This window comes from Azospira sp. I09, from assembly GCF_009177135.1.
Classification (GTDB): domain Bacteria; phylum Pseudomonadota; class Gammaproteobacteria; order Burkholderiales; family Rhodocyclaceae; genus Azospira; species Azospira oryzae.
The window spans coordinates 1,341,569-1,368,271 of the sequence record NZ_AP021844.1 but is presented as its reverse complement, the minus strand read 5'-3'; the positions used below and the strand labels follow the sequence as shown (position 1 = coordinate 1,368,271).

Annotated in this window: 24 protein-coding genes and 1 tRNA gene; 16 read left to right on the top strand and 9 right to left on the bottom strand. The window is 64.9% G+C overall.

What is annotated here, in order from left to right; all coding sequences use genetic code 11:
• The 5 genes from priB to AZSP09_RS06300 all read left to right on the top strand — a co-directional run bounded on the left by priB (position 1) and on the right by AZSP09_RS06300 (position 3,153).
• On the top strand, positions 1-357 hold the full coding sequence (gene priB, locus AZSP09_RS06320) for a primosomal replication protein N (RefSeq protein ID WP_232058863.1): 357 nt from the start codon (positions 1-3) through the stop codon (positions 355-357).
• Complete coding sequence (gene rpsR, locus AZSP09_RS06315; RefSeq protein ID WP_014237061.1) at positions 323-601, top strand: 30S ribosomal protein S18; 279 nt, start codon at positions 323-325, stop codon at positions 599-601. The genes priB and rpsR overlap by 35 nt, the downstream gene beginning before the upstream one ends.
• 15 nt (positions 602-616) lie before the next feature.
• On the top strand, positions 617-1,066 hold the full coding sequence (gene rplI / locus AZSP09_RS06310) for a 50S ribosomal protein L9 (protein WP_014237062.1): 450 nt from the start codon (positions 617-619) through the stop codon (positions 1,064-1,066).
• A 142-nt stretch (positions 1,067-1,208) separates the two neighbouring features.
• Positions 1,209-2,642, top strand: a complete 1,434-nt coding sequence (gene dnaB / locus AZSP09_RS06305) for a replicative DNA helicase (protein WP_043799125.1) — start codon at positions 1,209-1,211, stop codon at positions 2,640-2,642.
• Between the two features lie 19 nt (positions 2,643-2,661).
• Positions 2,662-3,153: a flavodoxin family protein gene (locus AZSP09_RS06300; protein ID WP_197739066.1), complete on the top strand. Its 492-nt coding sequence runs from the start codon at positions 2,662-2,664 to the stop codon at positions 3,151-3,153.
• A gap of 181 nt (positions 3,154-3,334) precedes the next feature.
• On the opposite strand, the gene AZSP09_RS06295 is transcribed toward AZSP09_RS06300, so the two are convergent.
• The 8 genes from AZSP09_RS06295 to AZSP09_RS06260 form a co-directional block, all read right to left on the bottom strand.
• Positions 3,335-4,546 carry a transglutaminase-like domain-containing protein gene (locus AZSP09_RS06295; protein ID WP_152089502.1) on the bottom strand — a complete coding sequence of 404 codons (1,212 nt, stop codon included), beginning with the start codon at positions 4,544-4,546 and terminating at the stop codon, positions 3,335-3,337.
• A 67-nt stretch (positions 4,547-4,613) separates the two neighbouring features.
• Entirely contained in the window at positions 4,614-6,056 is a 1,443-nt protein-coding gene (locus AZSP09_RS06290) for a PhoH family protein (protein WP_014237066.1), read from the bottom strand.
• A 22-nt stretch (positions 6,057-6,078) separates the two neighbouring features.
• Positions 6,079-6,552, bottom strand: coding sequence for a peroxiredoxin (locus tag AZSP09_RS06285; RefSeq protein WP_014237067.1), 474 nt, complete (start codon positions 6,550-6,552; stop codon positions 6,079-6,081).
• A gap of 77 nt (positions 6,553-6,629) precedes the next feature.
• A complete protein-coding gene (gene murI, locus AZSP09_RS06280; protein WP_014237068.1) occupies positions 6,630-7,415 on the bottom strand; it encodes a glutamate racemase in 786 nt (261 codons plus the stop codon).
• Between the two features lie 11 nt (positions 7,416-7,426).
• Positions 7,427-7,771 (bottom strand): RidA family protein, encoded by a 345-nt coding sequence (locus AZSP09_RS06275; protein ID WP_152089501.1) that lies wholly within the window; start codon positions 7,769-7,771, stop codon positions 7,427-7,429.
• A gap of 25 nt (positions 7,772-7,796) precedes the next feature.
• On the bottom strand, positions 7,797-8,564 hold the full coding sequence (locus tag AZSP09_RS06270; RefSeq protein WP_152089500.1) for a hypothetical protein: 768 nt from the start codon (positions 8,562-8,564) through the stop codon (positions 7,797-7,799).
• Between the two features lie 27 nt (positions 8,565-8,591).
• Positions 8,592-10,124: a fumarate hydratase gene (locus AZSP09_RS06265; RefSeq protein WP_014237071.1), complete on the bottom strand. Its 1,533-nt coding sequence runs from the start codon at positions 10,122-10,124 to the stop codon at positions 8,592-8,594.
• 11 nt (positions 10,125-10,135) lie between these two features.
• A complete protein-coding gene (locus AZSP09_RS06260; protein ID WP_014237072.1) occupies positions 10,136-10,660 on the bottom strand; it encodes a TIGR00645 family protein in 525 nt (174 codons plus the stop codon).
• Between the two features lie 302 nt (positions 10,661-10,962).
• On the opposite strand from AZSP09_RS06260, the gene acs reads away from it, so the two are divergent.
• The 5 genes from acs to AZSP09_RS06235 all read left to right on the top strand — a co-directional run bounded on the left by acs (position 10,963) and on the right by AZSP09_RS06235 (position 18,137).
• Positions 10,963-12,939, top strand: a complete 1,977-nt coding sequence (gene acs, locus AZSP09_RS06255; RefSeq protein WP_152089499.1) for an acetate--CoA ligase — start codon at positions 10,963-10,965, stop codon at positions 12,937-12,939.
• Between the two features lie 211 nt (positions 12,940-13,150).
• A complete protein-coding gene (locus tag AZSP09_RS06250) occupies positions 13,151-15,061 on the top strand; it encodes a DUF294 nucleotidyltransferase-like domain-containing protein (protein WP_152089498.1) in 1,911 nt (636 codons plus the stop codon).
• Positions 15,058-15,771, top strand: coding sequence for a 3'-5' exonuclease (locus AZSP09_RS06245; RefSeq protein WP_014237075.1), 714 nt, complete (start codon positions 15,058-15,060; stop codon positions 15,769-15,771). Before AZSP09_RS06250 ends, AZSP09_RS06245 begins: the two co-directional genes overlap by 4 nt.
• 13 nt (positions 15,772-15,784) lie before the next feature.
• Positions 15,785-17,827, top strand: a complete 2,043-nt coding sequence (locus AZSP09_RS06240) for a sodium:solute symporter family protein (RefSeq protein ID WP_014237076.1) — start codon at positions 15,785-15,787, stop codon at positions 17,825-17,827.
• A gap of 43 nt (positions 17,828-17,870) precedes the next feature.
• Positions 17,871-18,137 carry a DUF4212 domain-containing protein gene (locus AZSP09_RS06235; protein ID WP_014237077.1) on the top strand — a complete coding sequence of 89 codons (267 nt, stop codon included), beginning with the start codon at positions 17,871-17,873 and terminating at the stop codon, positions 18,135-18,137.
• A gap of 21 nt (positions 18,138-18,158) precedes the next feature.
• Here the strand turns inward: AZSP09_RS06235 and AZSP09_RS06230 are convergent, their stop codons facing one another.
• Positions 18,159-18,746 carry a tetratricopeptide repeat protein gene (locus AZSP09_RS06230; protein WP_172974711.1) on the bottom strand — a complete coding sequence of 196 codons (588 nt, stop codon included), beginning with the start codon at positions 18,744-18,746 and terminating at the stop codon, positions 18,159-18,161.
• A 101-nt stretch (positions 18,747-18,847) separates the two neighbouring features.
• Between AZSP09_RS06230 and AZSP09_RS06225 the strand changes: the two genes are divergently transcribed.
• The 6 genes from AZSP09_RS06225 to AZSP09_RS06200 all read left to right on the top strand — a co-directional run bounded on the left by AZSP09_RS06225 (position 18,848) and on the right by AZSP09_RS06200 (position 26,697).
• A complete protein-coding gene (locus tag AZSP09_RS06225; protein ID WP_152089496.1) occupies positions 18,848-19,141 on the top strand; it encodes a hypothetical protein in 294 nt (97 codons plus the stop codon).
• A 60-nt stretch (positions 19,142-19,201) separates the two neighbouring features.
• Positions 19,202-19,292: transfer RNA gene (locus tag AZSP09_RS06220), tRNA-Ser, on the top strand.
• A 214-nt stretch (positions 19,293-19,506) separates the two neighbouring features.
• Positions 19,507-21,072, top strand: a complete 1,566-nt coding sequence (locus AZSP09_RS06215) for a class I SAM-dependent DNA methyltransferase (protein WP_152089495.1) — start codon at positions 19,507-19,509, stop codon at positions 21,070-21,072.
• Positions 21,062-22,273, top strand: coding sequence for a restriction endonuclease subunit S (locus AZSP09_RS06210; protein WP_152089494.1), 1,212 nt, complete (start codon positions 21,062-21,064; stop codon positions 22,271-22,273). The genes AZSP09_RS06215 and AZSP09_RS06210 overlap by 11 nt, the downstream gene beginning before the upstream one ends.
• A gap of 179 nt (positions 22,274-22,452) precedes the next feature.
• Positions 22,453-23,520, top strand: coding sequence for a Fic family protein (locus AZSP09_RS06205; protein ID WP_152089493.1), 1,068 nt, complete (start codon positions 22,453-22,455; stop codon positions 23,518-23,520).
• A gap of 12 nt (positions 23,521-23,532) precedes the next feature.
• The gene (locus AZSP09_RS06200; protein WP_152089492.1) at positions 23,533-26,697 is read left to right on the top strand and encodes a type I restriction endonuclease subunit R; all 3,165 of its coding nucleotides are present in this window, start codon (positions 23,533-23,535) and stop codon (positions 26,695-26,697) included.
• Positions 26,698-26,703 lie beyond the last annotated feature (6 nt).

Here is a 26,703-nt window from a genome sequence, read left to right as displayed (position 1 = left end):
TTGGCTGCTGCGAAGCTGACTGAAAACCGCGTTGTCATCACCGGGACGCTGATCGAACACAAACCCTTGCGTTACACCCCCGCCGGCGTGCCGGTGAGCGAAGGGCGCCTGCGCCACGAATCAGAAATGATCGAAGCCGGCCACCCCCGCAAGGTCGAATGTGAAGTCAACGTCGTTGCCCTGGGAACCACAGCCAAATGGCTGCAGGATGCCGGGCCCGGCAAGGCGGTAAGACTCGAAGGGTTTCTCGCCCTGAAGAGCAAGAACAGCCGGCAGCCCATGTTGCACGTAGAACGAATCGAATTTTTGGAAGGAAATGAAAATGGCTCGACCGTTTTTCAAGAAGAAGGACGATGACAAGAAAAAGCGCCGCGGTGGCGGCATGTTCAAGCGCCGCAAGTTCTGCCGCTTCACTGCCGAGAAGATCGTCGAGATCGACTACAAGGACGTGGACCTGCTGAAGGACTTCATCGCTGAAAACGCCAAGATCATGCCGGCCCGCCTGACCGGCACCAAGGCCCACTACCAGCGCCAGCTGGGCGTCGCCGTCAAGCGCGCCCGCTACCTGGCCCTGCTGCCCTACACCGACAACCACGTTTAATCGGGAGAGAGAAACATGCAAATCATTCTTCTGGAAAAGGTTGTTAACCTGGGTAACCTGGGCGATGTGGTCAAGGTCAAGGACGGCTACGCCCGTAACTACCTGATCCCCCAGCGCAAGGCCAAGCGTGCCACCCCCGCCGCCCTGGCTGAGTTCGAAGTCAAGCGCGCCGAGCTGGAAAAGGCCCAGGCCGACAAGCTGGCCGCCGCCGAAGCCCAAGCCGGTCAACTGAACGGCCTGATGGTCCAGATCAGCCGCAAGGCCGGTATGGACGGCCGTCTGTTCGGTTCCGTGTCCAACTTCGACATCGCCGAAGCCCTGGAAGCCCAGGGTCAGAAGGTCGAGAAGGCTGCCATCCGCATGCCCAACGGCCACCTGAAGGCCATCGGTGACTACCCCATCGATATCGCCCTGCACACCGACGTGATCGCCCAGATCACCGTCTCCGTCCTCGGCGAGCACTAAGCCACAAGCGCCCTGCGGGGCGTCTTGCGCAAAGGCCTTGCAGGTTGATCCTGTAAGGCCTTTTTCTTTTCTGCTGTCGTTGCAACGGGCCCCAATGGGCGGCGGCAGAGTAGAATTGCCCTTCCTCGACATTGACCTCGCCATGAACAAGCCCCGTCGTTTCTCCCGCTCCGACCCTTCCGATTCCCCCATCGATCCGGCCCTGGCCCAGTTGCGGGTGCCGCCCAATTCCCTGGAGGCCGAACAGTCCCTGCTGGGCGGCCTGCTGCTGGACAACCAGGCCTGGGACAAGGTGGGCGACATGGTCGCCGAGGGCGACTTCTACCGGGACGAACACCGGCGCATTTTCCGCCAGATCCAGCGCCTGCTCTCCCTGGGCAAGCCGGCGGACGTGGTGACGGTGTCCGAGGCCCTGGATGCGGCCGGCGAGACCGAACATACCGGCGGCCTGGCCTATCTGGGCGAACTGGCGGCCAATACGCCGTCGGCCTCCAACATCCGCCGCTACGCCGAGATCGTGCGGGAGCGGGCCATCCTGCGCCAGCTGGTGACGGCCGGCGACGAGATCGCCTCCAGCGCCCTCAACCCCCTGGGGCGGGACGCCAAGACCCTGCTCGACGAAGCCGAGACCCGGGTTTTCGAAATCGCGGAAAAGGGCGCCCATTCCCAGCAGGGTTTCGTGCACATCAACCCCCTGCTCAACGAGGTGGTGCAGAAGATCGAGGAACTGCATGACCGGGACAATCCCTCTGATGTCACCGGCGTGCCCACCGGCTTCATCGACCTGGATTCCAAGACCTCCGGCCTGCAGCCCGGCGACCTCATCATCGTCGCCGGCCGCCCCTCCATGGGCAAGACCGCCTTCGCCCTCAACATCGCCGAATACGTGGCGGTGGAGCAGGGCCTGCCGGTGGGCGTGTTCTCCATGGAAATGGGCGGCGCCCAGCTGGCCATGCGGATGGTGGCGTCCCTCGGGCGCCTCGATTCCCACCGCCTGCGTACCGGCCGCCTCAACGACGAGGAGTGGTCCCGCCTCTCCATGGCCCTCGGCAAGATGCACGAGAAGCCCCTCTACATCGACGAGACCGGCGGCCTCAACCCCTTGGACCTGCGGGCCCGGGCCCGGCGCCTGGCGCGCCAGTACGGCGGCAAGCTGGGCCTGATCGTGATCGACTACCTGCAGCTGATGGTCTCCGCCAAGGCCGGCGGCGGCGAGAACCGGGCCACGGAAGTGTCGGAAATCTCCCGGGCCCTGAAGTCCCTGGCCAAGGAACTGTCGGTGCCGGTGATCGCCCTCTCCCAGCTGTCGCGGAAGGTGGAAGAGCGGACCGACAAGCGCCCCATGATGTCCGACTTGCGCGAATCCGGCGCCATCGAACAGGATGCGGACGTGATCATGATGATGTACCGGGACGACTACTACAACAAGGAAAAGAGCCAGTATCCGGGCCAGGCCGAAGTCATCATCGGCAAGCAGCGTAACGGCCCCACCGGCACGGTGCACCTTACCTTCCTCGGCGAATATACCCGCTTCGAGAACTGCGCCTTCCAGGGCAGCCGGGGTCCCGAGTACTGATCCTGGCGGGGCTCTCGGCGTGAAGACCCTGCTCGTCGTCTTCCACTCCCAGACCGGCGGCGCCGCCGCCATGGCCGAGGCCGCCGCCCGGGGTGCCGGCGACGAGCCGCTGGTGACGGTGCGCCTGTGCCATGCCGACAGCGTCGGCCCGGCGGACCTGCTGGCGGCCGATGCCTATCTCTTCGTCACGCCGGAATACCTGGGGGCCATGGCCGGCCGACTCAAGGATTTCTTCGACCGCAGCTACTACCCCGTCCTGGATCGTCTCAACGGCCGTCCCTACGCCGTCCTGGTGTGCGCCGGCAGCGACGGCCAGGGGGCGGCCCGGCAGGTGATGCGCATCGCCACCGGCTGGCGCCTCAAGGCGGTGGCCGAGCCCCTCATCGTGTGCACCCGGGCCCAGACGCCGGAGGCCATTCTGGCTCCCAAGATTCTGGCGGCGGACGATCTGGACCGCTGCGCCGAAGTGGGTGCCGCCCTGGCGGCAGGCCTGGCCCTCGGCATCTACTGAAGGCCGCACCGGGACGGCGGGCCGCTCCGCTGCCTTCCCGGGGGGCAATGGGGGCGGTGCTGTTCCGGCTATGTGCCCGTAAATAAAGGAAAGACGCCATTCTCCGCCGTATGTGCCTGGAGAATGGCGTCTTTATTGGCTTCCATGGCTTCCCCTGGTGGGAGGGAAGCGTCTGACGGGGCTAGCCCTCGCTGGGACGGGCTTCCAGGCTGATGCTGCCCTGGCGGCCCAGCAGGCGCACGCTGCCGTCCCGCTCCACCTGGGCCAGCAGGGGCCGGTCCACCACCGGCAGGGATTCGCCGGGGCCCTGGGGCAGATGCACCCCGTCGGCACTGCTGTAGGCGGCCCAGTTCATTTCCCAGAAGCCGAAGAGACGCTTGCGTAGGGCGCCGCTGTCCCCGTCCTGGCGCTGGGCCAGGGCCGCATCGGCCGGGTCCACTGGCACCCAGCCGTAGAAGGGGGCGTGGAATTCGGCGCGCCAGTGCTGGGCGGTGGAAACGTCGCCGCTGGCGCCCAGGCTGGGGGACTGGCGGGAAGGGCCGAGACGCTGGCCGCTGACCCGGCGGGCGGGAATGCCGCAGGCCCGGCACAGGGCGACGAAGATGCCGGCCAGGCCGGCGCCGCCGTCGTTGCGGGCGCAGAGGGCGGCCTGGATGGACTCGGGGGCGCCGCTGCAGCTGATGCCGTGATCCACCACCCAGTCGTAGATGGCCAGGGCCTGGGGCATGGGTTCCCGGATGCGGCCGGTAATGCGTTCGGCCAGCTCGGCCAGCACGTCCTGGGGCCAGGGGCCCAGGCTCTGCAGGTTCTGGTTGAGCACTTCCTCCGTCTCCGGCGTGGCGCCGCGGCGGGTGATGTCGAACAGGCGCTGGCGGGTGCCCAGGCGCAGCTTCAGTTCCAGGGTCGGAGCCCGGGTGCCGGCGGGCCATTCGGCGAAGAAGGTCAGCAGGCCGCTGTCCCCGTCCCGGCGCAGGCCGGCCTTGCCGTAGTTGCCCTGCCAGTCCAGGTCTTCCACCCGCTGCCAGTCGTTTTCCGAAGGTACGGGAATCCAGGCCCGCAGGGGCTGGCCGCTGTCCGGCGCGGCGACCTTGACCACCAGGTCGTAATGGCGCCAGGACTGCTGGCGCGGACGGGGCAGGGGGGCCGGGCGCATGCCGGTGACGTGGCCGGCGGGCGGCTGGTTGGGGGCGGAGGGACGCAGGTTGGCGGTATTGCCCCGGGCGTTGCTTTTGGCCGGAGCCGCCTTGGCGCCGGCCTTGCCGGCCGGCTTCTTGGCCGTCGCCTTGGCGGCGGGCTTGGAACTTGTATTGGTATTGGTTTTCTTGGCAGCGAGGACGCTACCGGGAGCGACGGCAAGGCCGCCGGCAAGCGCGAGAAAGGCACGGCGCTTCATGCTCAGTCCTCCGGAAAAACTAAAGCCGCACCAGGTGCGGCTTTAGGGGGATGAAAACGTGGAAAAATTATAGCACTTCGGCCGCGTGGTCAGCCAAGCGGGAACGCTCGCCCCGTTGCAGGGTGATGTGGCCGGAGTGGGTCCAGCCTTTGAAGCGGTCCACCACGTAGGTAAGACCGGAGGAACCCTCGGTCAGGTAGGGCGTGTCGATCTGGGCGATGTTGCCCAGGCAGACCACCTTGGTGCCCGGGCCGGCCCGGGTGATGAGGGTCTTCATCTGCTTCGGCGTCAGGTTCTGGGCCTCGTCGATGATCAGGTACTTGTTGATGAAGGTGCGGCCCCGCATGAAGTTGAGGGACTTGACCTTGATGCGGCTGCGGATCAGGTCCCGGGTGGCGGCCCGGCCCCAGTCCCCGGCCTCGTCGTCGGTCTTGTTGAGCACGTCCAGGTTGTCCTCCAGGGCGCCCATCCAGGGGGCCATCTTCTCCTCCTCGGTGCCGGGCAGGAAGCCGATGTCCTCGCCTACCGGCACCGTCACCCGGGTCATGATGATCTCCGAGTACTGCTTGGTCTCCAGCACCTGGGTCAGGCCCGCGGCCAGGGTCAGCAGGGTCTTGCCGGTGCCGGCCTGGCCCAGCAGGGTGATGAAATCCACCTCCGGGTCCATCAGCAGGTTGAGGGCGAAATTCTGTTCCCGGTTGCGGGCGGTGATGCCCCAGACGTTGTTCTTGGGGTGGGTGAAGTCGATCAGGGTTTCCAGCTCGGCGCTCTTGCCGGAAACGTTGCGCACCAGGGCGTAGAGGGGCTGGGGACCTTCCTGGTAGACGAATTCGTTGACCAGCAGGTGGGAGCAGAGGGGCCCCTTGATGCGGTAGTAGGTGCGGCCTTCCCGCTTGCCCGACTCCATGCCCTGGCCGTGCTTGTCCCAAAAGTCTGCCGGCAGTTCCCGCACGCCGGTGTACAGCAGGTCAGTGTCTTCCAGGACCTTGTCGTTGAAGTAGTCCTCGGCGGCCAGGCCCAGGGTGCGGGCCTTGATGCGCATGTTGATGTCTTTCGACACCAGGATCACCGAACGCTTGGGGTAGCGGCGCTGCAGGTGGAAGACGACGGCCAGGATCTGGTTGTCGTACTTGGAGGTGGGCAGGGCCTGGGGCAGTTCGGAACTGATGGCCTCGGTCTGCAGGAACAGGTGGCCGGTGGCCAGCTTGCTGGACGGGGTTTCCAGGGAAATGCCGCCCTCGATCTCGTCGCCGGCGTGGGCCAGGATGTCGTCCAGGGTACGGCTGGCCTGGCGGGCATTGCGGGAGATTTCCGACATGCCCTTCTTGTTGTTGTCCAGCTCCTCCAACACCATCATGGGCAGAAACACATCGTGTTCTTCGAAGCGGAAAAGGCTGGTGGGATCGTGCATCAGCACGTTGGTGTCGAGGACGAAAATCTTGCAGCGGGAAGAGGCGGTGGAGGAAGAGGAAGCTACCGTTTTGCTGCTCGCGGCGGGTTTGCGGGCCATGGGGCGTCCTGTCGGTCGAGGGTCAGAGGGATGTGACGAAATCGAGTACTTCCTGGGCGTGGCCGGGCACCTTCACCCCGCGCCATTCCTTGCGCAGCTTGCCTTTGCCGTCGATGACGAAGGTGCTGCGCTCGATGCCCCTTACCTGTTTCCCATACATGTTTTTCAATTTCATGACACCGAACAGGGAACACAGGGTTTCGTCCGGATCGGAGATCAGGTCGAAGGGCAGGTTCTGCTTGGTACGGAAATTTTCGTGGGACTTGAGGGAATCCCGGGACACCCCGAGGACCAGGGCGCCGGCGGCGACGAATTGCGGGTGCAGGTCGCGGAACTGCTGGGCTTCGGTGGTACAGCCGGGGGTGCTGTCCTTGGGGTAGAAGTAGAGGACGACGGTCTTGCCGGCGTGGGCGGAGAGGGTGAAGGGGCTGGTGCCGGTGGCCGGCAGGGAGAAGTCGGGAACGCTGCTGTCGGGGGAGAGGGGGGTATCGGCCATATTGGAGCTCCGTGGTTTTTTGTCCATTGTTGGAGCAAACCCGGGAGCGGGTCAAGGCCGCCAGGGGCCGACGGAGCTCAGACCCGGGCCAGCAGTTCCTCGCCACGGCAGCGTTCGGCCAGCCAGCCCAGGCCCAGTCCGGCCAGACTGGCGTGCAGCTGTTCCGGCCGGGCCGTGGCCTGCAACAGCAGCCGGCCCTGGCCCTGGGCCGAAGCGCCGGCCAGGCGCTGGGCCTGGCGGGCCACCGCCTCGGCCACGTCCACCAGCTGGGCGCGGCCAGCCACCAGGGGCGCCAGCAGGGGGGTGAGGAAGGAATAGTGGGTACAGCCCAGGACCAGCTGATCGGCGCCGGCATCCAGCAGCCGCTGCATCTTGAGGCGGACTTCGGCGACGAATTCGGGGGTCTGCAGGTCCCGGCTCTCGACCCGGGTGGCCCAGCCGGGGCAGGGCTCCACCAGCACGTCCACGCCGTCGGCATGGTCCCGGATGAGGCGGGCCAGGCGTTCGCTGCGGGCGGTGGATTCGGTGGCGAGGACGGCGATGCGGCGGCTGCGGCTGGCCTTGGCCGCCGGCTTGACCCCGGGCTCGACGCCGACCACCGGGATGTGGGGCAGGGCGGCGCGCAGCATCTGCACGGCAGCGGCGGTGGCGGTGTTGCAGGCGACGACGATGAGGCCGCAGTCCTGTTCCGCCAGATGGTGGCCGATGGCCAGCACCCGGCCCTGGATGAAGGCGTCGCTGCGCGGCCCGTAGGGCACGTGGGCGGTATCCGCCAGGTAGGTGAGGTCTGCCGTGGGCAGGCTGCGGGCGATGGCGGCCAGGACCGAGAGGCCGCCGATGCCGCTGTCGAAGATGCCGATCATGGCGGGGGATTTTACCGCGCCGCGACCACCACCAGTTCCACTTTATAGCCGGGCTTGGCCAGGCGGGCCTGGACGCAGGCCCGGGAAGGGGCGCTGCCGGCGGGCAGCCAGGCATCCCAGACCTCGTTCATGGCATCGTAGTCGGCCATGTCGGCCAGATAGATGGTGACCTGCAGCAGGAGGCTCTTGTCGCTGCCGGCCCTGGCCAGCAACTGCTCGATGCTGGCCAGGATTTCCCGGGTCTGGGTGGCGGCATCGGCCTCCAGGGTCTGGGCCACTTCCACCAGGTAGATGGTGTCGTTGTGGATCACCACGTCGGAGTAGCGGGGCGTGGTGCCGAAGCGTTCGATGGGCATGGGATGTTTCCGGAAAAGGGGAAGACTATCGGCGCCAGCCGATTTCCCGGGCGCTGGCAGGGCCGACCAGGGTTTCGTCCAGGGAGTCGGGAATGCGGGCCCGGTCGGGGCCGAGGGGGAGGCGGCCGGCCATCAGTTCGGCTTCGCTCTGGGGATAGCGCGGCTCCTGGAACGGCGCGGCATAGCCGTCGGGGTGCAGGGGCAGGCCGGTGGCCATGTCGTACTTGTCGCTGGCGCCCAGGGTATGCAGCAGCTCGTGGGCGGCGACGACGTGGTTCTGCGCCGTCTGGCGCGGGTCGGCGAAGAGATGCACGACACCCAGCATGCCCTTCTCCAGGCCGCTGGAATGGGGCACCCGGGGGTTCAGGGCCGGATCGTGATAGAGCAGGTAGAGGCGCACCTGGGGCTTGGGGCTGGTGGGCGGCGACTGTTTCCAGGCCCAGTAGCGCAGCTGCAGGCTCCACAGGATGCTGTCGAGCACGCTGCCGCTCTGGGGTCGGGGTGGCGGCAGCTGGCGGATTTCCCCGCCCAGGGTGATGTCTACCGGACGCAGGGTGGTGACGCCGTGGCGCGCCGCTTCGCTGTTCAGGTAATCGCTGATGGGCTGGAAACTGTCCTCACCGAGGCGCTGGAGATAGCGCCGGGTGGCGGCACTGTCGTCGGCCGCCAGGGGATAGACGGCGACGCGCAGGGTGCCTTTCCATGCCGTGGCATTGGCCTTGGCATGCCAGGCGGAAAAGGCCACCGACGCCAGTACCAGCAGCAGTACGGCGATGCGTAGACGACGCCACATGGCGGTCGGTGGTCTTGAGCGGAGAGCTTAGGCTTTGACCGGGATCTTGCCGATCTTGACCTGCCATTCCTTGGGGCCGGTCTCATGCACGCTGGTGCCGGAGGAATCCACGGCCACGGTGACGGGCATGTTCTGTACCTCGAACTCGTAGATGGCTTCCATGCCCAGGTCGGCAAAGCCCACCACCTTGGCGCTCTTGATGGCCTTGGCCACCAGGTAGGCGGCACCACCCACGGCCATCAGGTAGGCGGACTTGTTGTCCTTGATGGCCTCGATGGCAACGGGGCCGCGCTCGGACTTGCCGATCATGGAGATGAGGCCGGTCTTCTCCAGCATCATGCGGGTGAACTTGTCCATGCGGGTGGCGGTGGTGGGGCCGGCGGGGCCGACCACTTCATCGCGCACCGGGTCCACGGGGCCCACGTAGTAGATGACCCGGTTGGTGAAGTCCACCGGCAGCTTCTCGCCCTTGGCCAGCATGTCGGCGATGCGCTTGTGGGCGGCATCGCGGCCGGTCAGCATCTTGCCGTTGAGCAGCAGCTTCTGACCCGGCTTCCAGGAAGCGACTTCTTCCTTGGTCAGGGTATCCAGATTGACCTGGGTGGCAGCCTTCAGGTCCGGGGTCCAGGTCACGGCGGGCCAGTCTTCCAGCTTGGGCGGCTCGATCTTGGCGGGGCCGGAGCCATCCAGGTGGAAGTGGCAGTGGCGGGTGGCGGCGCAGTTGGGCACCAGGGCCACGGGCAGGTTGGCGGCGTGACAGGGGTAGTCCAGCACCTTGACGTCGAGCACGGTGGTGAGGCCGCCCAGGCCTTGGGCGCCCACGCCCAGGGCGTTTACCTTCTCGTACAGCTCCAGGCGCAGTTCTTCGGCCCGGGTCAGCTTGGCGCCGCTCTTGGCCTTGTCCTGCAGATCATGGATGTCCACCGGGGCCATGATGGATTCCTTGGCCAGCAGCATGGCCTTCTCGGGAGTGCCGCCGATGCCGATGCCGATGATGCCGGGAGGACACCAGCCGGCGCCCATCTCGGGGATCTTCTTGAGGACCCAGTCCACCAGGTCGTCGGAGGGGTTGAGCATGGCGAACTTGGACTTGGCTTCGGAGCCGCCGCCCTTGGCGGCGCAGATCACTTCCACGTGGTCGCCGGGAACGATCTCGAAGTGCACCACGGCCGGGGTGTTGTCCTTGGTGTTCTTGCGGGCGCCGGCCGGGTCGGCCAGCACGGAGGCGCGCAGGGGGTTGTCCGGGTTGGCGTAGGCGCGGCGTACGCCTTCATTGACCATTTCCTGCAGGCTCATGGTGGCGTCGTCCCAGCGGACGTTCATGCCGACCTTGAGGAAGACCATGCCGATACCGGTGTCCTGGCAGATGGGGCGGTGGCCTTCGGCGGCCATGCGGGAGTTGGTCAGGATCTGGGCAATGGCGTCCTTGGCGGCGGGGGATTCCTCGCGCTCGTAGGCTTCGCCCAGGGCCTTGATGTAGTCCAGGGGGTGGTAGTAGCTGATGTACTGGAAAGCGTCCGCGATGGACTGGATCAGGTCTTCCTGGCGAATGGAACTCATGCTGGGTTTCCTCAGTGCTTGGATTGGAGGTTGAGGGTCTGATTCATGACTTTGTCCGTAACGGCCATCATGAACGCGGAAACGACGAATACAGCGTGGATGCCCACCTGCCAGCCAAGGACCCGGTCGTCCAGCTGGGCGGCATTGATGAAGCTCTTCAGCAGGTGAATGGAGGAAATGCCGATGAGGGCCGTGGCCAGCTTTACCTTGAGGACGCCGGCATTGACGTGGGACAGCCATTCCGGCTGATCCGGGTGGCCCTCGATGTCCAGCTTGGAGACGAAAGTCTCGTAGCCGCCGATGATGACCATGATGAGCAGGTTGGCGATCATCACCACGTCGATCAGGCCGAGGACGATGAGCATGGTCTTGGCTTCGTCCAGGTGGGCGATGTCGGCCACCAGGTGGGACAGTTCCATCATGAACTGAACCACGTAGATGCCCTGGGCGACGATGAGTCCGAGGTAGAGGGGGGCCTGCAGCCAGCGGCTGGAGAAGATCAGGCGCTCCATATTGTTTTGGAATTTGGAATTCATCTTTGTGCGTTGCAAGGTTGTTGGAACCGTTGGGAGCGCGGATTTTAGCATGCCTAGGTGGCTGATTTTGGTGCTCTTTTATGCTGCGGCGCAGCGAGGAGGTGTAAGGGCACTGTAAGAAAGGGGGGGTTTAATCGCGGCCATTCACGGGGCTTTGCGGGCAGTTGATTTGCTCCAGGTCACGGAAAACCAGCGGGTCGCAAAATCCAGAAACAAAATGCGACTCACGCCCCCGAAAGGGAGGGCGTTTAGCTCTCGACGCAGCAATTTTTGCTATTGCAGACAATGCAGAGGAGATGAGTATGTCCCAGATCGAATCCGTTCTCGTTGAAAACCGTGTCTTCCCCCCTTCCGAAGAAGTGGTGAAGCGGGCGACGATTTCCGGCATGGCCGCTTACGAGGCCCTGTGCAAGGAAGCGGAAACCGACTACACCGGTTACTGGGGCCGTCTGGCCAAGGAACACGTGGTCTGGAAGCAGCCTTTCACCAGCGTGCTGGATGAATCCAACGCTCCCTTCTACAAGTGGTTCGCCGACGGCAAGCTGAACGTTTCCTACAACTGCCTGGACAAGAACGTCGAAGCCGGCCTGGGCGACAAGGTCGCCATCATCTTCGAAGCCGACGGCGGTGCCGTCTCCAAGGTCACCTACAAGGAACTGCTGTCCCGCGTCGCCAAGTTCGCCAATGCGCTGAAGGCCAAGGGCATCAAGAAGGGCGACCGCGTCATCATCTACCTGCCCATGTCCATCGAGGGCATCGTCGCCATGCAGGCCTGCGCCCGTATCGGCGCCATCCATTCCGTGGTCTTCGGCGGCTTCTCCGCCAAGTCCCTGGAAGAGCGCATCCTGGATGCCGGCGCCGTGGCCGTCATCACCGCCGACGAGCAGACCCGTGGCGGCAAGAACATCCCCCTGAAGCCCGCCGTCGATGAAGCCCTGACCCTGGTCGGCGCCAACTCCCCGGTGAAGACCGTGATCGTGGCCAAGCGCACCGGCGGCGCCTGCAACATGGTGGCCGGCCGCGACGTGTGGTGGACCGATGCCGAAGCCGGCCAGTCCGACATCTGCGAACCCGAGTGGGTCGAGGCCGAGCATCCCCTGTTCCTGCTCTACACCTCCGGTTCCACCGGCAAGCCCAAGGGCGTCCAGCACTCTTCCGGCGGCTACCTGCTGCACGCCGCCCTGACCATGAAGTGGACCTTCGACATCAAGCCTGACGATGTCTTCTGGTGCACCGCCGACATCGGTTGGGTCACCGGCCACACCTACATCACCTACGGCCCCCTGGCCTGCGGCGCCACCGAGATCGTCTTCGAAGGCGTGCCCACCTTCCCGGACGCCGGCCGCTTCTGGAAGATGATCCAGGACCACAAGGTCTCCATCTTCTACACCGCGCCCACCGCCATCCGCTCCCTGATCAAGGCCGGCGGCGACCTGCCGAAGAAGTACGACCTGACTTCCCTGCGCCTGCTGGGTTCCGTCGGCGAGCCCATCAACCCCGAAGCCTGGATGTGGTACTACAACGAGATCGGCGGCGGCCGCTGCCCCATCGTTGATACCTTCTGGCAGACCGAAACCGGCGGCCACATGATCACCCCGCTGCCCGGCGTCACCCCCCTGGTGCCCGGTTCCTGCACCCTGCCGTTCCCCGGCATCCAGGCCGCCATCGTCGATGAGACCGGCCACGAGCTGGAGTGGGGCAAGGGCGGCTTCCTGGTGGTGAAAAAGCCCTGGCCCTCCATGATCCGCACCATCTGGGGCGATCCGGAGCGTTTCAAGAAGTCCTACTACCCTGAAGACCTGGGCGGCCGCCTGTACCTGGCCGGCGACGGTGCCGTGCGTAACGCCAAGACCGGCAACTTCACCATCACCGGCCGTATCGACGACGTCCTGAACGTCTCCGGTCACCGCATGGGCACCATGGAAATCGAATCCGCCCTGGTGGCCAACCCCCTGGTGGCCGAGGCTGCCGTGGTGGGCCGTCCCGACGACCTGACCGGCGAAGCCATCTGCGCCTTCGTGGTGCTGAAGGGCTCCCGTCCCTCCGGCGAGGATGCCAAGCGCGTCATCAAGGAGCTGCAGGACTGGGTGGGCAAGGAAATTGGCCCCATCGCCAAGCCCAAGGACATCCGCTTCGGCGAGAACCTGCCGAAGACCCGCTCCGGCAAGATCATGCGTCGTCTGCTGCGTTCCCTGGCCAAGGGCGAGGAAGTCACCCAGGACGTTTCCACCCTGGAAAACCCGGCCATCCTGGAGCAACTGAAGCAAGCCGGCGCCTGAGCCTGCAACCAGCCGCCGGGGCGACCCGGCGGTAAAACAACTGAAATACAGAGGGGCGTGGAGGAGACCACCCAGTCGTGAAGCCGGCATGATCCACCGGCCATCGACACTCTGTACCAAGCGGCAGACTATAAAGACCGCTTTCGGGCCGGCGCGATATTGTTCGCGCCGGCCTCTTCATTTGCTACGTTGCGCAGGGAGAGAATAAAAAATGTCCACAAACGCAACCCAGATGCTGGTGTCCGCCACCATGGAGTTCCTGCGGCGCCATTCGCCCTTCGACCGCATGGAAGGGGATGCCCTGCGTTTCCTCGCCGAGCGCCTCAAGCTCGCCTATTACCACAAGGATGCGGCCATCCTGACCCCGGACATGGGGGCGGCCCGCACCTTCTACATCATCCAGCGGGGCAAGGTGGTGGCACGCCAGGCCGGCGAGGTCAATGTCACCGAATACAACGCCATGACCCTGGGCCCGGGGGAATGCTTCCCCATCGGCGCCGTCACCGCCCAGCGGGCCTCCACCAACGGCTATACCGCCATCGAGGATGTCTTCTGCTACCAGCTGGCGGCGGACGATTTCTTCGAGCTGATGCGCATGAGCTCGGTGTTCAACCTGTTCTGCACCCAGTACATCGCCAGCCTGCTCAACCAGTCCCGGCAGCAGCTGCAGGTCCAGTTCGCCCAGCGGGCGGCGGAGCAGCAGTCCCTCAACACGCCCCTGTCCCTGCTGGCCAAGCGGGAACCCGTCTCGGTGCAGCCGGAAACGCCCCTGCGCCAGGTGCTGGAGGCCATGGGCCAGCAGCGCCTGGGCTCCATGATCGTCACCGATGCGGAAGGCAAGCCGGTGGGCATCTTCACCCAGAGCGACGTGCTGCACCGGGTGGTGCTGGCCGGCGTGGCCCTGGAGGAGCCCATCGGCAAGGTCATGTCGAAGGACCCCCACACCCTGCAGGACACGGTCTATGCCTATGACGCGGCCCTGGCCATGGCCATGCACGGCATCCGCCACGTGCTGGTGGTGGATGGGGAAGGGCGGCTCAAGGGCGTCATTTCCGAGCGGGACCTGTTCACCCTGCAGCGGGTCGGCCTGCGCCAGATCCGCCAGTCGGTGGAGACGGCGCCGGACCTGGAAACCCTGTTGCAGACCAGTCACGACGTGCGTCAGCTGGCCCTCAACATGCTGGCCCAGGGGGTCGGCGCGGAGCAGGTGACCCAGTTCATCTCCGCCCTCAACGACACCATCACCCGCCGGGTGCTGGAGCTGAACCTGGACAAGCACGACCTCTACGGCGTGGACTGGGCCTGGCTCTCCTTCGGCTCCGAAGGCCGGGAGGAGCAGACCTTCAGCACCGACCAGGACAACGGCATCATCTACCTGTGCCCGGACTTCATGGACAAGGAGCAGCTGAAGATGCGGCTGCTGGACTTCGCCCGGGACGTGAACGACGACCTGGACAAGTGCGGCTTCCCCCTCTGCTCCGGCAACATCATGGCCGGCAACCCGGACCTGTGCCTGACCCTGGAGGAGTGGGAAGAAAAGTTCACCAACTGGGTGCGCCATCCCCATCCGGCGGCCCTGCTCAACGCCACCATCTTCTTCGATTTTCGCACCCTCTACGGCAACCCCAGCCTGGGGGAGCGGCTGCGCAAGTGGATGCTGAGCCTGACCACGAGCAACCCGGGCTTCCTCAAGATGATGGCCCACAACGCCCTGGACGTGGAGCCGCCCCTGGGCAAGATCCGGGACTTCGTCACCGATCTGGACCCGGAGCATCCGGGCACCATCGACCTGAAGAAGTACGGCGCCCGCCTGTTCGTGGACATCGCCCGCATCTACGCCCTGGCCGCCGGCATCCACAACAGCAACACGGTGCAGCGCCTGCGCCACAGCGCCAAGCGTCTGGGCATCAGCGGCGAGGAAATGGCCGCCATCATCGACTCCTTCAACTTCATCCAGCTGCTGCGCCTGCGGCATCAGCACCTGGAGACGGAGGCGGGCCAGGCCGGGGACAACCGCATCCATCCGGACAAGCTCAATGAGCTGGACCGGCGCATCCTCAAGGAATCCTTCCGCCAGGTGCGCAAGCTGCAGAGCCGCATCAAGATGGACTACCAGGTATGAGCTGGCTGGCCCGTTTCTTCCGCAGCAAGAAGCCGGAGGTGGTGCTCTCGCCCGAGCAGCGGGAGCGCCTGGAGCGCTGGCAGCAGCTGCCGGACCCGGACCTCAACCACTCCCATTTCCAGACCCGCTACGTGGTGGTGGACGTGGAATCCTCCGGCCTCAACATGGTCAAGGACCGGCTCATTTCCATCGGCGCCGTGGCCGTGGTCAATGGCCTCATCGACACCCAGGACGCCTTCGAGGTGATCCTCAAGCAGGAGGTGGTGAGCGACACCGCCAACATCCTGCTGCACGGCATCGGCGGTTCGGCCCAGCGGGAGGGCATGGAGCCGGCGGATGCCCTGCTGCTGTTCCTCGAATACATCGGCAAGTGCCCCCTGGTGGCCTACCACGCCATGTTCGACCACTCCATGATCGCCCGGGCCATGGAGAAGTACCTGGGCATCGAGTTCGAGCAGCAGTGGCTGGACCTGGCCTGGATCATGCCCGAGCTGTTCCAGGACCGCATCGACACCAACGTGGCCCTGGATGCCTGGCTCAACCTCTTCGGCATCGAGAACATCCAGCGCCACAACGCCGTCTCCGACTGCTACGCCACCGCCAAGCTGCTGCAGGTGGCCATGGCCCGGGCGGCGGAGCGGGGCGCCGAATGCCCGGAGCGGATGATGGAAATCGAGCGGGTCCGCCGCTGGCTGCGGCGCAGCAACTGAGGAGGCAGGCGCCATGCCGACCGCCAAGGGGTTCCGTCAGCAGCTGAAGCGCTACTACCTGCTTTATACGGTCGGCTTCCTGGCCTTCGTCGCGGTCCTCGCCTTCCTCGAGCACCTGGGGCTGCCGCCCCGCTGGATCGGCTACGCCTTCCTCCTGTTCACCATCCTCATCTACGCCACCATCGGCGTCATGAGCCGTACCGCCGATGTCTCCGAGTATTACGTGGCGGGGCGGCGGGTGCCGGCCCTGTTCAACGGCATGGCCACCGGGGCCGACTGGATGTCCGCCGCCTCCTTCATCGGCATGGCCGGCACCCTCTACCTGACGGGCTACCAGGGCCTGGCCTACATCATGGGCTGGACCGGCGGCTACGTGCTGGTGGCCCTGTTCCTGGCGCCCTATCTGCGCAAGTTCGGGCAATACACCATCCCCGACTTCCTCGCCGTGCGCTACGGCGGCAATGCGCCCCGCCTGGTGGGCGTGGCGGCGGCCATCATCGCCTCCTTCGTCTATGTGGTGGCCCAGATCTATGGCGTTGGGCTGATCACCAGTCGCTTCGTCAGCCTGCAGTTCGAGATCGGCGTCTTCGTCGGCCTCGCCGGCATCCTGGTGTGCTCCTTCCTCGGCGGCATGCGGGCCGTGACCTGGACCCAGGTGGCCCAGTACGTGATCCTCATCATTGCCTACGTGACGCCGGTGGCCCTGCTGTCCTTCCAGATCACCAGCGTGCCGGTGCCCCAGCTGGTGTACGGGGAAGTGCTGCAGGAAGTGGGCAAGCTGGAGGAAAAGCTGTTCGAGACCCCGGCCGAGCAGGAGGTGCGGGGCCTGTACCGGGAGCGGGCCGACGCCTACTACGAAAAGATCATGCGCCTGCCCGTTTCCCTGGCGGAAGAGCGGCAGCGCCTGACCATGCGCATCAACGCCCTCAAGGAAGAGAACGCCCCCATGCGCGAGGTGGTGGCCCTGGAGCGGCTGCGGCGGGACCTGCCAGCCAACGCGGAGGAGGCGCGGGAGCGCTGGGACGCGGCCATGCACGCCGCCGCCGACCGGGGCGCCATGCCCATCCGCCATGCCGAGGCCTTTCCCGGGCGCAGCGAGGCCGAATCCTCGGCCGCCCGGCTCAACTTCCTCACCCTCATGTTCTGCCTCATGGTGGGCACCGCCGCCTTGCCCCACGTCCTGATGCGCTACTACACCACGCCCACGGTGAAGGAGGCGCGGGAGTCGGTGACCTGGTCCCTCTTCTTCATCCTGCTGCTGTACTTCACCGCCCCGGCCTACGCCGTGTTCGCCAAGTACGAGGTCTATTCGACCCTGATCAACACTCCCATCGCCCACCTGCCGTCCTGGGTGGCGGCCTGGGGCAAGGTGGGGCTGGTGGCTATCGAGGACATCAACCACGACGGCCTGCTGCAACTGGCGGAACTGTCCCTCAACCCGGACGTGATCGTCCTGGCGACGCCGGAAATCGCCGGCCTGCCCTACGTCATCTCCGGCCTGGTGGCGGCCGGCGGCCTGGCGGCGGCCCTGTCCACGGCCGACGGCCTGCTGCTGACCATCGCCGGTTCCCTCTCCCACGACGTCTATTACAAGATCATCCAGCCCCGGGCCTCGACCCAATGGCGCCTGGTCATTTCCAAGTCCCTGCTGCTGGTGACGGCGGTGCTGGCGGCCACGGTGGCGGCCCAGCGGCCCGCCACCATCCTCTACATGGTGGCCTGGGCCTTTTCCATCGCCGCCGCCGCTTTTTTCCCGGCCCTGGTCATCGGCATCTTCTGGAAGCGGGCCAACCGGGCCGGCGCCGTCTCCGGCATGGTGGTGGGCCTGCTCATCACCGTCTATTACATGGTGCGGGTGCAGTTCGATTCCGTGCCCTGGCTCGGCCTGCGCGGCATCGGCATGGAGCCCTGGTTCGGCATCCAGTCCACCTCGGCCGGCGTCTGGGGCGTGCCGGCGGGCTTCCTCACCATCGTCGTCGTCAGTCTGCTGACCAAGCCGCCCTCCCGGGAGGTGCAGGACTTCGTCGAGCAGGTGCACTATCCGCAACTGCGCTAAGGCCCCGGGGCATTCCGGGGCGCCGCCGCCACAGGGTACAGCCATGCAACTTACAGATCGGCATCGGGAATACTGGCGCAAGAACCTGCGCATGACGGCGCTGCTGCTGGCCATCTGGTTCCTGGTCACCTACGTGGTCAGCTACTTCGCCCGGGAACTCAACGAGTTCACCGTGCTGGGCTTTCCCCTGGGCTTCTACATGGGGGCCCAGGGCTCCCTGGTGGTCTATGTGCTGATCATCTGGTTCTACGCCCGCTACATGAACCGGCTGGACCACCAGTACGGCGTCCATGAAGGAGGGCGCGACTAGCGTCCGCCCGGGCGGGGCGCTTCAGGCCTCCAGGTGGGCCACCAGGGGGAGCAGCTGCGGATGCTCCCCATCCAGCATCAGCTGCCGTGCCAGTCGGGGCTCGAAGGCCGCCAGGCGCCGGGCGATGCGTTCGCTCTCCTGGTGCCGGCCGGCATGGTGGTAGGCCATGCCCAGGTGGTAGTAAGCGATGCCGTTCATGGGCTGCAGCTCCACCGCTATTTCCAGGGCCGTGGCCGCTGCTTCGTGTTCGCCCAGGGCGGCATGGGCCAGCCCCTTGCCGTACCAGGCCCGGTCCAGTTGGAGATTTAGGTGCAGGGCTGCATCGAAGGCGGCGATGGCCTGCCGGGGCCGGCCCAGCCGGTCCCGCACGTAACCCAGGTTGAAGTGGTGCTCACCACGCTCCGGCGCCAGGGAGGCGGCGCTGGCGTACCAGGTCTCGGCTTCCTCAAGGCGTTCCAGACGGGCGGCAAGATACCCCAGGCAGGCCGCCGTGGCAGCCCCGGGGGTATGGCGGAAAGCCTCCTGGTAGGCGGCGTAGGCCGCCCCGTCGCGGCCGAGGAAGTGCAGCAGCCAGCCGTGCAGGCGATAGGACCAGGGGCCAAGCGGCATCGTTTTCATCTCCCGTGCCCGGTGCAGCGCTGCGGGCGCGCCTGGCATAAAATTCCGTCAGCCCACGGCATGGCGCCGTGGTCCCTTCAGTGTGAGGACCCATGGTATCCGCCGCTCTCCTGCTTGTCAGCGTTCTGCGCGCCCTGATCGAAGTGGCCGGGCTGTGCCTGCTTGGCCAGGGCGTGCTGGCGCTCCTCGCCGGCAGCCGCCGGGAGGGCAATCCCATCTACCAGATGTTCTGTATCGTCACCCGTCCCGCCCTGCTGCTGATGCGCCGTCTGGCACCCCGGGTGATCCTGGACCGGCACCTGCCCCTGCTGACTTTTTTCGTCCTCTTCTGGCTGTGGATCATCCTCGCCTATTTGCGCCAGCTCATCGCCCTGGAAGCAAATTGAGCGATCCGGCGAAAATGTTTTGCGTTATTCAAAAGCTTCGCTATAATGCGCGGCTTCCGCGGAGAGGTGGATGAGTGGTTTAAGTCGCACGCCTGGAAAGCGTGTTCAGGGTAATACCCTGACGGGGGTTCGAATCCCCCCCTCTCCGCCACGGATTACTGCAAAAAGGCCCTCGTTGATCGAGGGCCTTTTTCCCCATCCGGGATGGTCAGCCCGGCCCGCGTTCCGCTTTCTGCTGGCTTTCCCCGCTTTGGCGCTTGGTGTTCTTTCTTGGCATGGATCGCCGGCGCGGCCTGCCGGATTGGCGTCTGGTGCCTTCCCCACTCATAATGCGGGCCTTGTCCCAATGAGTGCGCCAATTCCCCATGCTGGACGACATCAAGAAAACCCTCTGGGCCACGGCTGACAAGCTGCGGGCCAATATGGACGCGGCCGAATACAAGCACCTGGTCCTCGGCCTGATCTTCCTCAAGTACGTTTCCGACACTTTCGCCGCCCGTCGGGCCGAGCTGACCCGCCGCTTCGCCGACGAAGCCGACGAGTACTTCCTCTACGACTGCGATGCCGAACTCCTGGCCGAAGAACTGGAAGACCGGGACTACTACAAGGAAGTGAACGTTTTCTGGGTGCCCGAATCCGCCCGCTGGGAAGTCCTGCGGGCCGCCGCCAAGCAGACCGACATCGGCAAGCGCATCGACGATGCCCTGGCCGCCATCGAAGGCGAAAACCCCAAGCTCAAGGGCATCCTGGATAAGCGCTATGCCCGGGCCCAGCTGCCCGACGGCAAGCTGGGGGAACTGGTGGATCTGGTGTCCACCATCGGCTTCGGCACCGACGCCGGCCAGGCCCGGGACGTGCTCGGCCAGGTCTATGAATACTTCCTCGGCCAGTTCGCCAGCGCCGAGGGCAAGAAGGGCGGGCAGTTCTACACCCCCGCCTCCATCGTCAAGACCCTGGTGGCCGTGCTGGCGCCCCACCACGGCAAGGTTTACGACCCCTGCTGCGGTTCCGGCGGCATGTTCGTGCAGTCGGAAAAATTCATCGAAGCCCACGGCGGCAGGATCGGCGACGTCTCCATCTACGGCCAGGAATCCAACCCCACCACCTGGCGCCTGGCCGCCATGAACCTGGCCATCCGCGGCATCGACTACAACCTGGGGCGGGAGCCGGGGGATACCTTCACCCGCAACCAGCACCCGGACCTGCGGGCCGACTTCATCCTGGCCAACCCGCCCTTCAACATCAGCGACTGGTGGCACGGCAGCCTGGAGGGCGACCCCCGCTGGGTCCATGGCACCCCGCCCCAGGGCAACGCCAACTACGCCTGGCTGCAGCACATGCTGTACCACCTCAAGGCCAACGGCCGGGCCGGCATCGTCCTGGCCAACGGTTCCATGAGTTCCAGCCAGAACAGCGAGGGCGACATCCGCCGCGCCATGGTGGAAGCCGACGTGGTGGAAGTGATGGTGGCCTTGCCGGGCCAGCTCTTCTTTAACACCCAGATTCCCGCCTGCCTGTGGTTCCTGGTCAAGCAGAAGCCGGTGCGCAAGGGCCAGGTGCTGTTCATCGACGCCCGGAAGCTGGGCACCATGATCAGCCGGGTCCAGGCCGAATTGAGCGACGCGGTCATCGAGCGCATCGCCGCCACCGTCGCCGCCTGGCGCGGCGAGGCCGGGGCCGCTGAGAGCGCTGGCAAATACGAGGACATCCCCGGCTACTGCCGCAGCGTGCCCCTGGCCGAAATCGCCCAGCACGGCCATGTGCTGACCCCGGGCCGCTATGTCGGCGCCGAGGCGGTGGAGGAGGATGACGAAGCCTTCGCCGAGAAGATGCAGCAGCTCACCGAAAAGCTGGGGGAGCAGATGGCCAAGGGGGCGGAACTGGATGCCCTGATTCGGCAGAAGCTGGGGGGGCTGGGGTATGAGTTCTGAGTGGTCAGAGACAACCCTTGGCGAGTTTGTTCGCCTTCAACGAGGTCATGATTTAACCGCAAGCGAGCAACAACCCGGTCCATACCCGGTTATGGGGTCAGCAGGACCAAACGGCTGCCACAACGTCGCAAAGGCTCCAGGGCCTGGTGTCGTGGTAGGCCGCAGCGGCGCATCAATGGGCAAAGTGCACTATTCGGAGGGTGACTATTGGCCGCACAACACCTGCCTTTATGTCACCGATTTTCAAGGTAACAGTCCGAGGTTTGCATATTACCTGCTCAGTTCGCTTGATTTGGCAGGATATAACTCGGGCAGCGCCCAGCCTTCGCTGAATCGGAACTACATCTATGGCATGCCACTCAGGGTTCCTTGTCGTGCAGAGCAAGATGCTGTAGTTGAAGCTCTAAGCGCCCTCGATGATCGCATCACCCTCCTGCGCGAAACCAATGCCACCCTGGAAGCCATCGTCCAGGCCCTGTTCAAGTCCTGGTTCGTCGATTTCGACCCGGTGCGCGCCAAGATGGAAGGCCGCGCCCCGGACGGCATGGACGAAGCCACCGCTGCCCTGTTTCCTGACAGCTTCGAGGAATCGGAATTGGGCCTGGTGCCGAAGGGATGGGGAACAGGAACTCTCGCTAGTCTCTTCAAACTGCATAAGGGAAGCGTAAATCCTGGGTCTCAACCAGATGTGACGTTCCAACATTTCAGCCTTCCGGCTTTCGATGTGGGACAGATGCCAGTATTGGAGCAAGGGTGTGCGATCAAGAGCAATAAAACGACGGTCCCAGAAAATGCGGTCCTTTTGTCCAAATTAAATCCACGCATTCCGCGGGTATGGTTGCCAAGTTCTGTAGGTGTAAATGCGGTTTGCTCGACCGAATTTTTGCCGTTTGTACCAGTAGGTTCATCGACAACGGCCTTTGTGTATTGCCTACTTGCAGCGCCTGTCTTTAGCGAATCACTTTGCCAGTTGGTCACTGGTACATCGAATAGCCACCAGCGTGTTAGACCGGATGGCGTGCTCTCCCTACCGGGCATTATTCCTTCGGGTGATGTTATCGCCGCCTTTGATTCCGTGGCGAATGGGTTACTTGCCAGATTGAAAGCTAATCGCCAGCAAGCCCAAACCCTCGCCACCCTCCGCGACACCCTGTTGCCCCGTCTGATCTCCGGCCAATTGCGCCTGCCGGAAGCAGCCTAGATTCGTGACTCGGTATTAAAGCGGACTTAACTGTCCGTCCGGAACATGCATAAAAAATGACGATTTTTATACACGTCCTCCGGGATGTGTATAAAAATACGGATTCTTTAAACATGTCCCGGCGAGGTGCATAGAGATGCCGTTTTCTCATGCACGAGACCGGGCCCCTGTCTGTGGCCATGACTGCCTTGTCTTCCCTGGAAACCCTGGATGTCGCCCGCTTCGACACGGCGCCCATCCTGAAACGCCTGGCCAGTGCCAGCCGCGCCCTGGCGGAGTTGAAGGGTGTGGCGGCATCCATTCCCAACCAGGGCATCCTGATCAACGCCCTGGGCTTGCAGGAGGCCAAGGACAGTTCGGAAATCGAGAACATCGTCACCACCCACGACGAGCTGTTCAAGGATGACGTGCTGCCGGAGGCCTTTGCCAATCCAGCCGCCAAGGAGGTGCTGCGCTATCGGCAGGCCCTGCATCTGGGCTACCGGCTGGTGCTCGACACGGGCCTGATGACCGCCAACCACATTGTGGCCATTCAGGCGGAGCTGGAGCGCAACAATGCCGGTTTCCGCAAGCTGCCGGGCACGGCCCTGAAGACCGGCTCGGGACAGACGGTGTATACGCCGCCCCAGGACCCGGCGGAAATCGTGGCCCTGATGGGGGACCTGGAACGCTTCATCAACGATGGCGAGCGTTTCCCGGTCGATCCCCTGATCCGTATGGCGCTGATCCACCACCAGTTCGAGAGCATCCACCCGTTCTACGACGGCAACGGCCGCACCGGGCGCATCCTCAATGTGCTCTATCTGGTCAAGGAAGGCCTGCTTGAGGTGCCGGTGCTTTATCTCTCGCGCCATATCGTGCGCACCAAGGCGGACTATTACCGCCTGTTGCAGGCGGTACGGGATGCCGACGCCTGGGAGGAGTGGGTGCTGTACATGCTCGAAGCGGTGGAACAGACCGCCGGACAGACCATCCGCACCATCCAGGCGATCAAGGCGGCGCTGTTCGACTACAAGCACCGCATCCGCGCCGACTACAAGTTTTACAGCCAGGACCTGATCAACAACCTGTTCATGCACCCCTATACCAAGATCGAGTTCATCGAGCGGGACCTGGGGGTGTCGCGCCTGACGGCCAGCAAGTACCTGGATGCCCTGGCGGCCGGCGGCTTCGTGGAGAAGCACAAGATGGGGCGCAGCAATTACTACGTCAATGTGGCTTTGAACCAGATTCTGCTGGGCAATTGAGATAGGCGTGAGATGAGCGAAGACCAACTGGAACAGGAAACCCTGGGCTGGCTTGCCGAGGTGGGCTACACGCCCCTGTTCGGCCCGGATCTGGCCGCCGACGGGGCCATGCCGGAGCGCAGCGACTACCGCCAGGTGGTGCTGGTCGAGCGGCTGCGCAGCGCCATCCAGCGCCTCAATCCCCATATCCCCCTGGCGGCCCGGGAGGATGCCCTGGGCCAGGTGCTGGACCTGGGCATTCCGGCTCTGTTGTCGGCCAACCGCCGCTTCCACCAGTTGCTGGTGGGTGGAGTGCCGGTGGAAGTGCGGCGGGATGGGGAGACCCGGGGCGACTTCGTGCGCCTGATCGACTGGGCAGAATCCGCCGACACCCCGGCGGCCAACGAGTGGCTGGCGGTGAATCAATACACCCTCAAGGGGCCGAAGCATACCCGCCGGCCGGATGTGATCCTCTTCGTCAATGGCCTGCCCCTGGTGCTGCTGGAGCTGAAGAACCCGGCGGACGAGAACGCGGATATCTGGAAGGCCTACGACCAGCTCCAGACCTACAAGGAGCAGATTCCCGATGTGTTCCAGTACAACGAGCTGCTGGTCATCTCCGACGGCAGCGAGGCCCGGCTGGGCGCCCTCTCCAGCGATGCCGAGCGTTTCATGCAGTGGCGCACCATCGACGGGGTGAACCTGGACCCCCTGGGCCAGTTCAACGAGCTGGAAACCCTGGTGCGGGGCCTGCTGGCGCCGGCCACCCTGCTCGATTACCTGCGCTTTTTCGTGCTCTTCGAGGACGATGGCGGGCTGGTGAAAAAGGTGGCCGGCTACCACCAGTTCCATGCCGTGCGGGCCGCCATTCAGCAGGTGGTGGCGGCCTCCCGGCCCACCACCGAGGCGGCGCGCAAGGGCAAGGGCGGCGTGGTCTGGCATACCCAGGGCAGCGGCAAGAGCATCACCATGACCTGCTTTGCGGCCCGGGTGATGCAGGAGGCGGCAATGGCGAATCCCACCATCGTCGTCATCACCGACCGCAACGACCTGGATGGCCAACTCTTCGGCGTCTTCTCCCTGTCCCAGGACCTGCTGCGGGAAACGGCCGTGCAGGCGGCCAGCCGCCAGGAACTGCGGGCCCTGCTGGCGAACCGGCCTTCCGGCGGCATCGTCTTCGCCACCATCCAGAAATTCATGCCCGGGGAGGATGAAGACAGCTTCCCCATGCTCTCTGACCGGCACAACATCGTGGTCATCGCCGACGAGGCCCATCGTACCCAGTACGGCTTCGAGGCCAAGCTGAAGACCGTGAAGGCGCCCCGGACCGGCGTCGCCGCCAATGACGGCAACGCGCTCCAGGCGGCCGAGCCGACGGTGGTATATGAGGTGGGCTACGCCCAGCACCTGCGGGACGCCCTGCCCAACGCCACCTTCGTCGCCTTTACCGGCACTCCCGTTGCCAGCGAGGACCGGGACACCCGGGCCGTTTTCGGCGATTACATCCACGTCTACGACATGCAGCAGGCCAAGGAAGACGGGGCGACGGTGGCCATCTACTTCGAGTCCCGCCTGGCCAAGCTGTCCCTCAGGGACGAGCAACTGCCTCAGATCGACGCGGAAGTGGATGAACTGGCGGAGGACGAGGAGGAAAGCCAGCAGGCCCAGTTGAAGAGCAAGTGGGCTGCCCTGGAGCGGGTGGTGGGCGCCGAGCCCCGCATCGCCAGCGTCGCCGCCGACCTGGTGGCCCACTTCGAGGAGCGCAATCAGGCCCAGCGGGGCAAGGCCATGGTGGTGGCCATGAGCCGGGAAATCTGCGTCCATCTCTACAACGAAATCGTCAGGCTGCGGCCCGACTGGCACGATGCGGACCCGGAGAAGGGGGCGGTCAAGATCGTCATGACCGGCTCGGCCAGCGACAAGGCCCTGCTGCGGCCCCACCTCTACAGCAAGAAGGTGAAGAAGCGCCTGGAGAAACGCTTCAAGGACCCGGAAGACCCGCTCCAGCTGGTCATTGTGCGGGATATGTGGCTCACCGGCTTCGATGCCCCCTGCGTCCATACCCTGTATGTGGACAAGCCCATGAAGGGGCACAACCTGATGCAGGCCATCGCCCGGGTAAATCGGGTGTTCAAGGACAAGCAGGGCGGTCTGGTGGTGGACTACATCGGCATCGCCAACGAGCTGAAGAGCGCCCTCAAGGAATACACGGCCAGCCGGGGCCGGGGCCGGCCCACGGTGGATGCGGCCGAGGCCTATGCGGTGCTGGAGGAAAAGCTCGACATCCTGCGCGCCATGCTGCATGGCTTCGATTACAGCGACTTCGCCAGGGCCGGCCACAAGCTCCTGGCGGGAGCCGCTGATTTTGTTCTCGGCCAGAAGGAGGGCAAGAAGCGTTTTGCCGATACGGCCCTGGCCATGAGCAAGGCCTTTTCCCTGTGCTGCACTCTGGACGAAGCCAAGGCGGTGCGGGAGGAGGTGGCTTTCTTGCAGGCGGTGAAGGTGATCCTGACCAAGAAGGACCTGAGCCGCAAGAAGCGCAGCGACGAGGAGAAAGAGCTGGCCATCCGTCAGATCATCGGCTCGGCCGTAGTGTCGGGGGAGGTGGTGGACGTGTTCGAGGCCGTGGGCCTGGACAAGCCCAATATCGGCATCCTGGATGACGAGTTCCTGGCCGAGGTGCGCAACCTGCCGGAGCGCAATCTGGCGGTGGAGCTGCTGGAGCGCCTGCTGGAGGGCGAGATCAAGAGCCGCTTTGCCACCAACGTGGTGCAGGAAAGGAAGTTCTCCGAGCTGCTTGCCAATGTGGTCAAACGCTACCAGAACCGGGCCATCGAAACGGCCCAGGTGATCGAAGAGCTGATCGACATGGCCAAGAAGTTCCGCGCCGCCGCCAACCGGGGCGAGGAGTTGGGGCTGAGCAACGATGAAGTGCGCTTCTACGATGCCCTGGCCAACAACGAATCGGCAGTGCGGGAACTCTCCGACGAGACCCTGAAGAAGATCGCCCATGAGCTGACGGAGAACCTGCGCCAGAACGTGACGGTGGACTGGTCGGCTCGGGAGAGCGTACGGGCCAAGCTGCGGCTGATGGTCAAACGCATCCTGCGCAAGTACAAATATCCGCCGGACCAGCAAGACGGGGCAGTGGAACTGGTGCTGCGGCAGGCGGAGGCCTTGGGCGAGGCCTGGGCCTGAGCTTTC

What these genes read in the sequence shown, in the direction of transcription:
- rpsR (WP_014237061.1), top strand. Translation starts at nt 323, where the DNA reads ATGGCTCGACCGTTTTTCAAGAAGAAGGACGATGACAAGAAAAAGCGC.
- rplI (WP_014237062.1), top strand. Translation starts at nt 617, where the DNA reads ATGCAAATCATTCTTCTGGAAAAGGTTGTTAACCTGGGTAACCTGGGC.
- dnaB (WP_043799125.1), top strand. Translation starts at nt 1,209, where the DNA reads ATGAACAAGCCCCGTCGTTTCTCCCGCTCCGACCCTTCCGATTCCCCC.
- AZSP09_RS06295 (WP_152089502.1), bottom strand. Translation starts at nt 4,546, where the DNA reads ATGAAGCGCCGTGCCTTTCTCGCGCTTGCCGGCGGCCTTGCCGTCGCT.
- AZSP09_RS06290 (WP_014237066.1), bottom strand. Translation starts at nt 6,056, where the DNA reads ATGGCCCGCAAACCCGCCGCGAGCAGCAAAACGGTAGCTTCCTCTTCC.
- AZSP09_RS06285 (WP_014237067.1), bottom strand. Translation starts at nt 6,552, where the DNA reads ATGGCCGATACCCCCCTCTCCCCCGACAGCAGCGTTCCCGACTTCTCC.
- murI (WP_014237068.1), bottom strand. Translation starts at nt 7,415, where the DNA reads ATGATCGGCATCTTCGACAGCGGCATCGGCGGCCTCTCGGTCCTGGCC.
- AZSP09_RS06275 (WP_152089501.1), bottom strand. Translation starts at nt 7,771, where the DNA reads ATGCCCATCGAACGCTTCGGCACCACGCCCCGCTACTCCGACGTGGTG.
- AZSP09_RS06270 (WP_152089500.1), bottom strand. Translation starts at nt 8,564, where the DNA reads ATGTGGCGTCGTCTACGCATCGCCGTACTGCTGCTGGTACTGGCGTCG.
- AZSP09_RS06265 (WP_014237071.1), bottom strand. Translation starts at nt 10,124, where the DNA reads ATGAGTTCCATTCGCCAGGAAGACCTGATCCAGTCCATCGCGGACGCT.
- AZSP09_RS06260 (WP_014237072.1), bottom strand. Translation starts at nt 10,660, where the DNA reads ATGAATTCCAAATTCCAAAACAATATGGAGCGCCTGATCTTCTCCAGC.
- acs (WP_152089499.1), top strand. Translation starts at nt 10,963, where the DNA reads ATGTCCCAGATCGAATCCGTTCTCGTTGAAAACCGTGTCTTCCCCCCT.
- AZSP09_RS06250 (WP_152089498.1), top strand. Translation starts at nt 13,151, where the DNA reads ATGTCCACAAACGCAACCCAGATGCTGGTGTCCGCCACCATGGAGTTC.
- AZSP09_RS06245 (WP_014237075.1), top strand. Translation starts at nt 15,058, where the DNA reads ATGAGCTGGCTGGCCCGTTTCTTCCGCAGCAAGAAGCCGGAGGTGGTG.
- AZSP09_RS06240 (WP_014237076.1), top strand. Translation starts at nt 15,785, where the DNA reads ATGCCGACCGCCAAGGGGTTCCGTCAGCAGCTGAAGCGCTACTACCTG.
- AZSP09_RS06235 (WP_014237077.1), top strand. Translation starts at nt 17,871, where the DNA reads ATGCAACTTACAGATCGGCATCGGGAATACTGGCGCAAGAACCTGCGC.
- AZSP09_RS06230 (WP_172974711.1), bottom strand. Translation starts at nt 18,746, where the DNA reads ATGCCGCTTGGCCCCTGGTCCTATCGCCTGCACGGCTGGCTGCTGCAC.
- AZSP09_RS06225 (WP_152089496.1), top strand. Translation starts at nt 18,848, where the DNA reads ATGGTATCCGCCGCTCTCCTGCTTGTCAGCGTTCTGCGCGCCCTGATC.
- AZSP09_RS06215 (WP_152089495.1), top strand. Translation starts at nt 19,507, where the DNA reads ATGCTGGACGACATCAAGAAAACCCTCTGGGCCACGGCTGACAAGCTG.
- AZSP09_RS06210 (WP_152089494.1), top strand. Translation starts at nt 21,062, where the DNA reads ATGAGTTCTGAGTGGTCAGAGACAACCCTTGGCGAGTTTGTTCGCCTT.
- AZSP09_RS06205 (WP_152089493.1), top strand. Translation starts at nt 22,453, where the DNA reads ATGACTGCCTTGTCTTCCCTGGAAACCCTGGATGTCGCCCGCTTCGAC.
- AZSP09_RS06200 (WP_152089492.1), top strand. Translation starts at nt 23,533, where the DNA reads ATGAGCGAAGACCAACTGGAACAGGAAACCCTGGGCTGGCTTGCCGAG.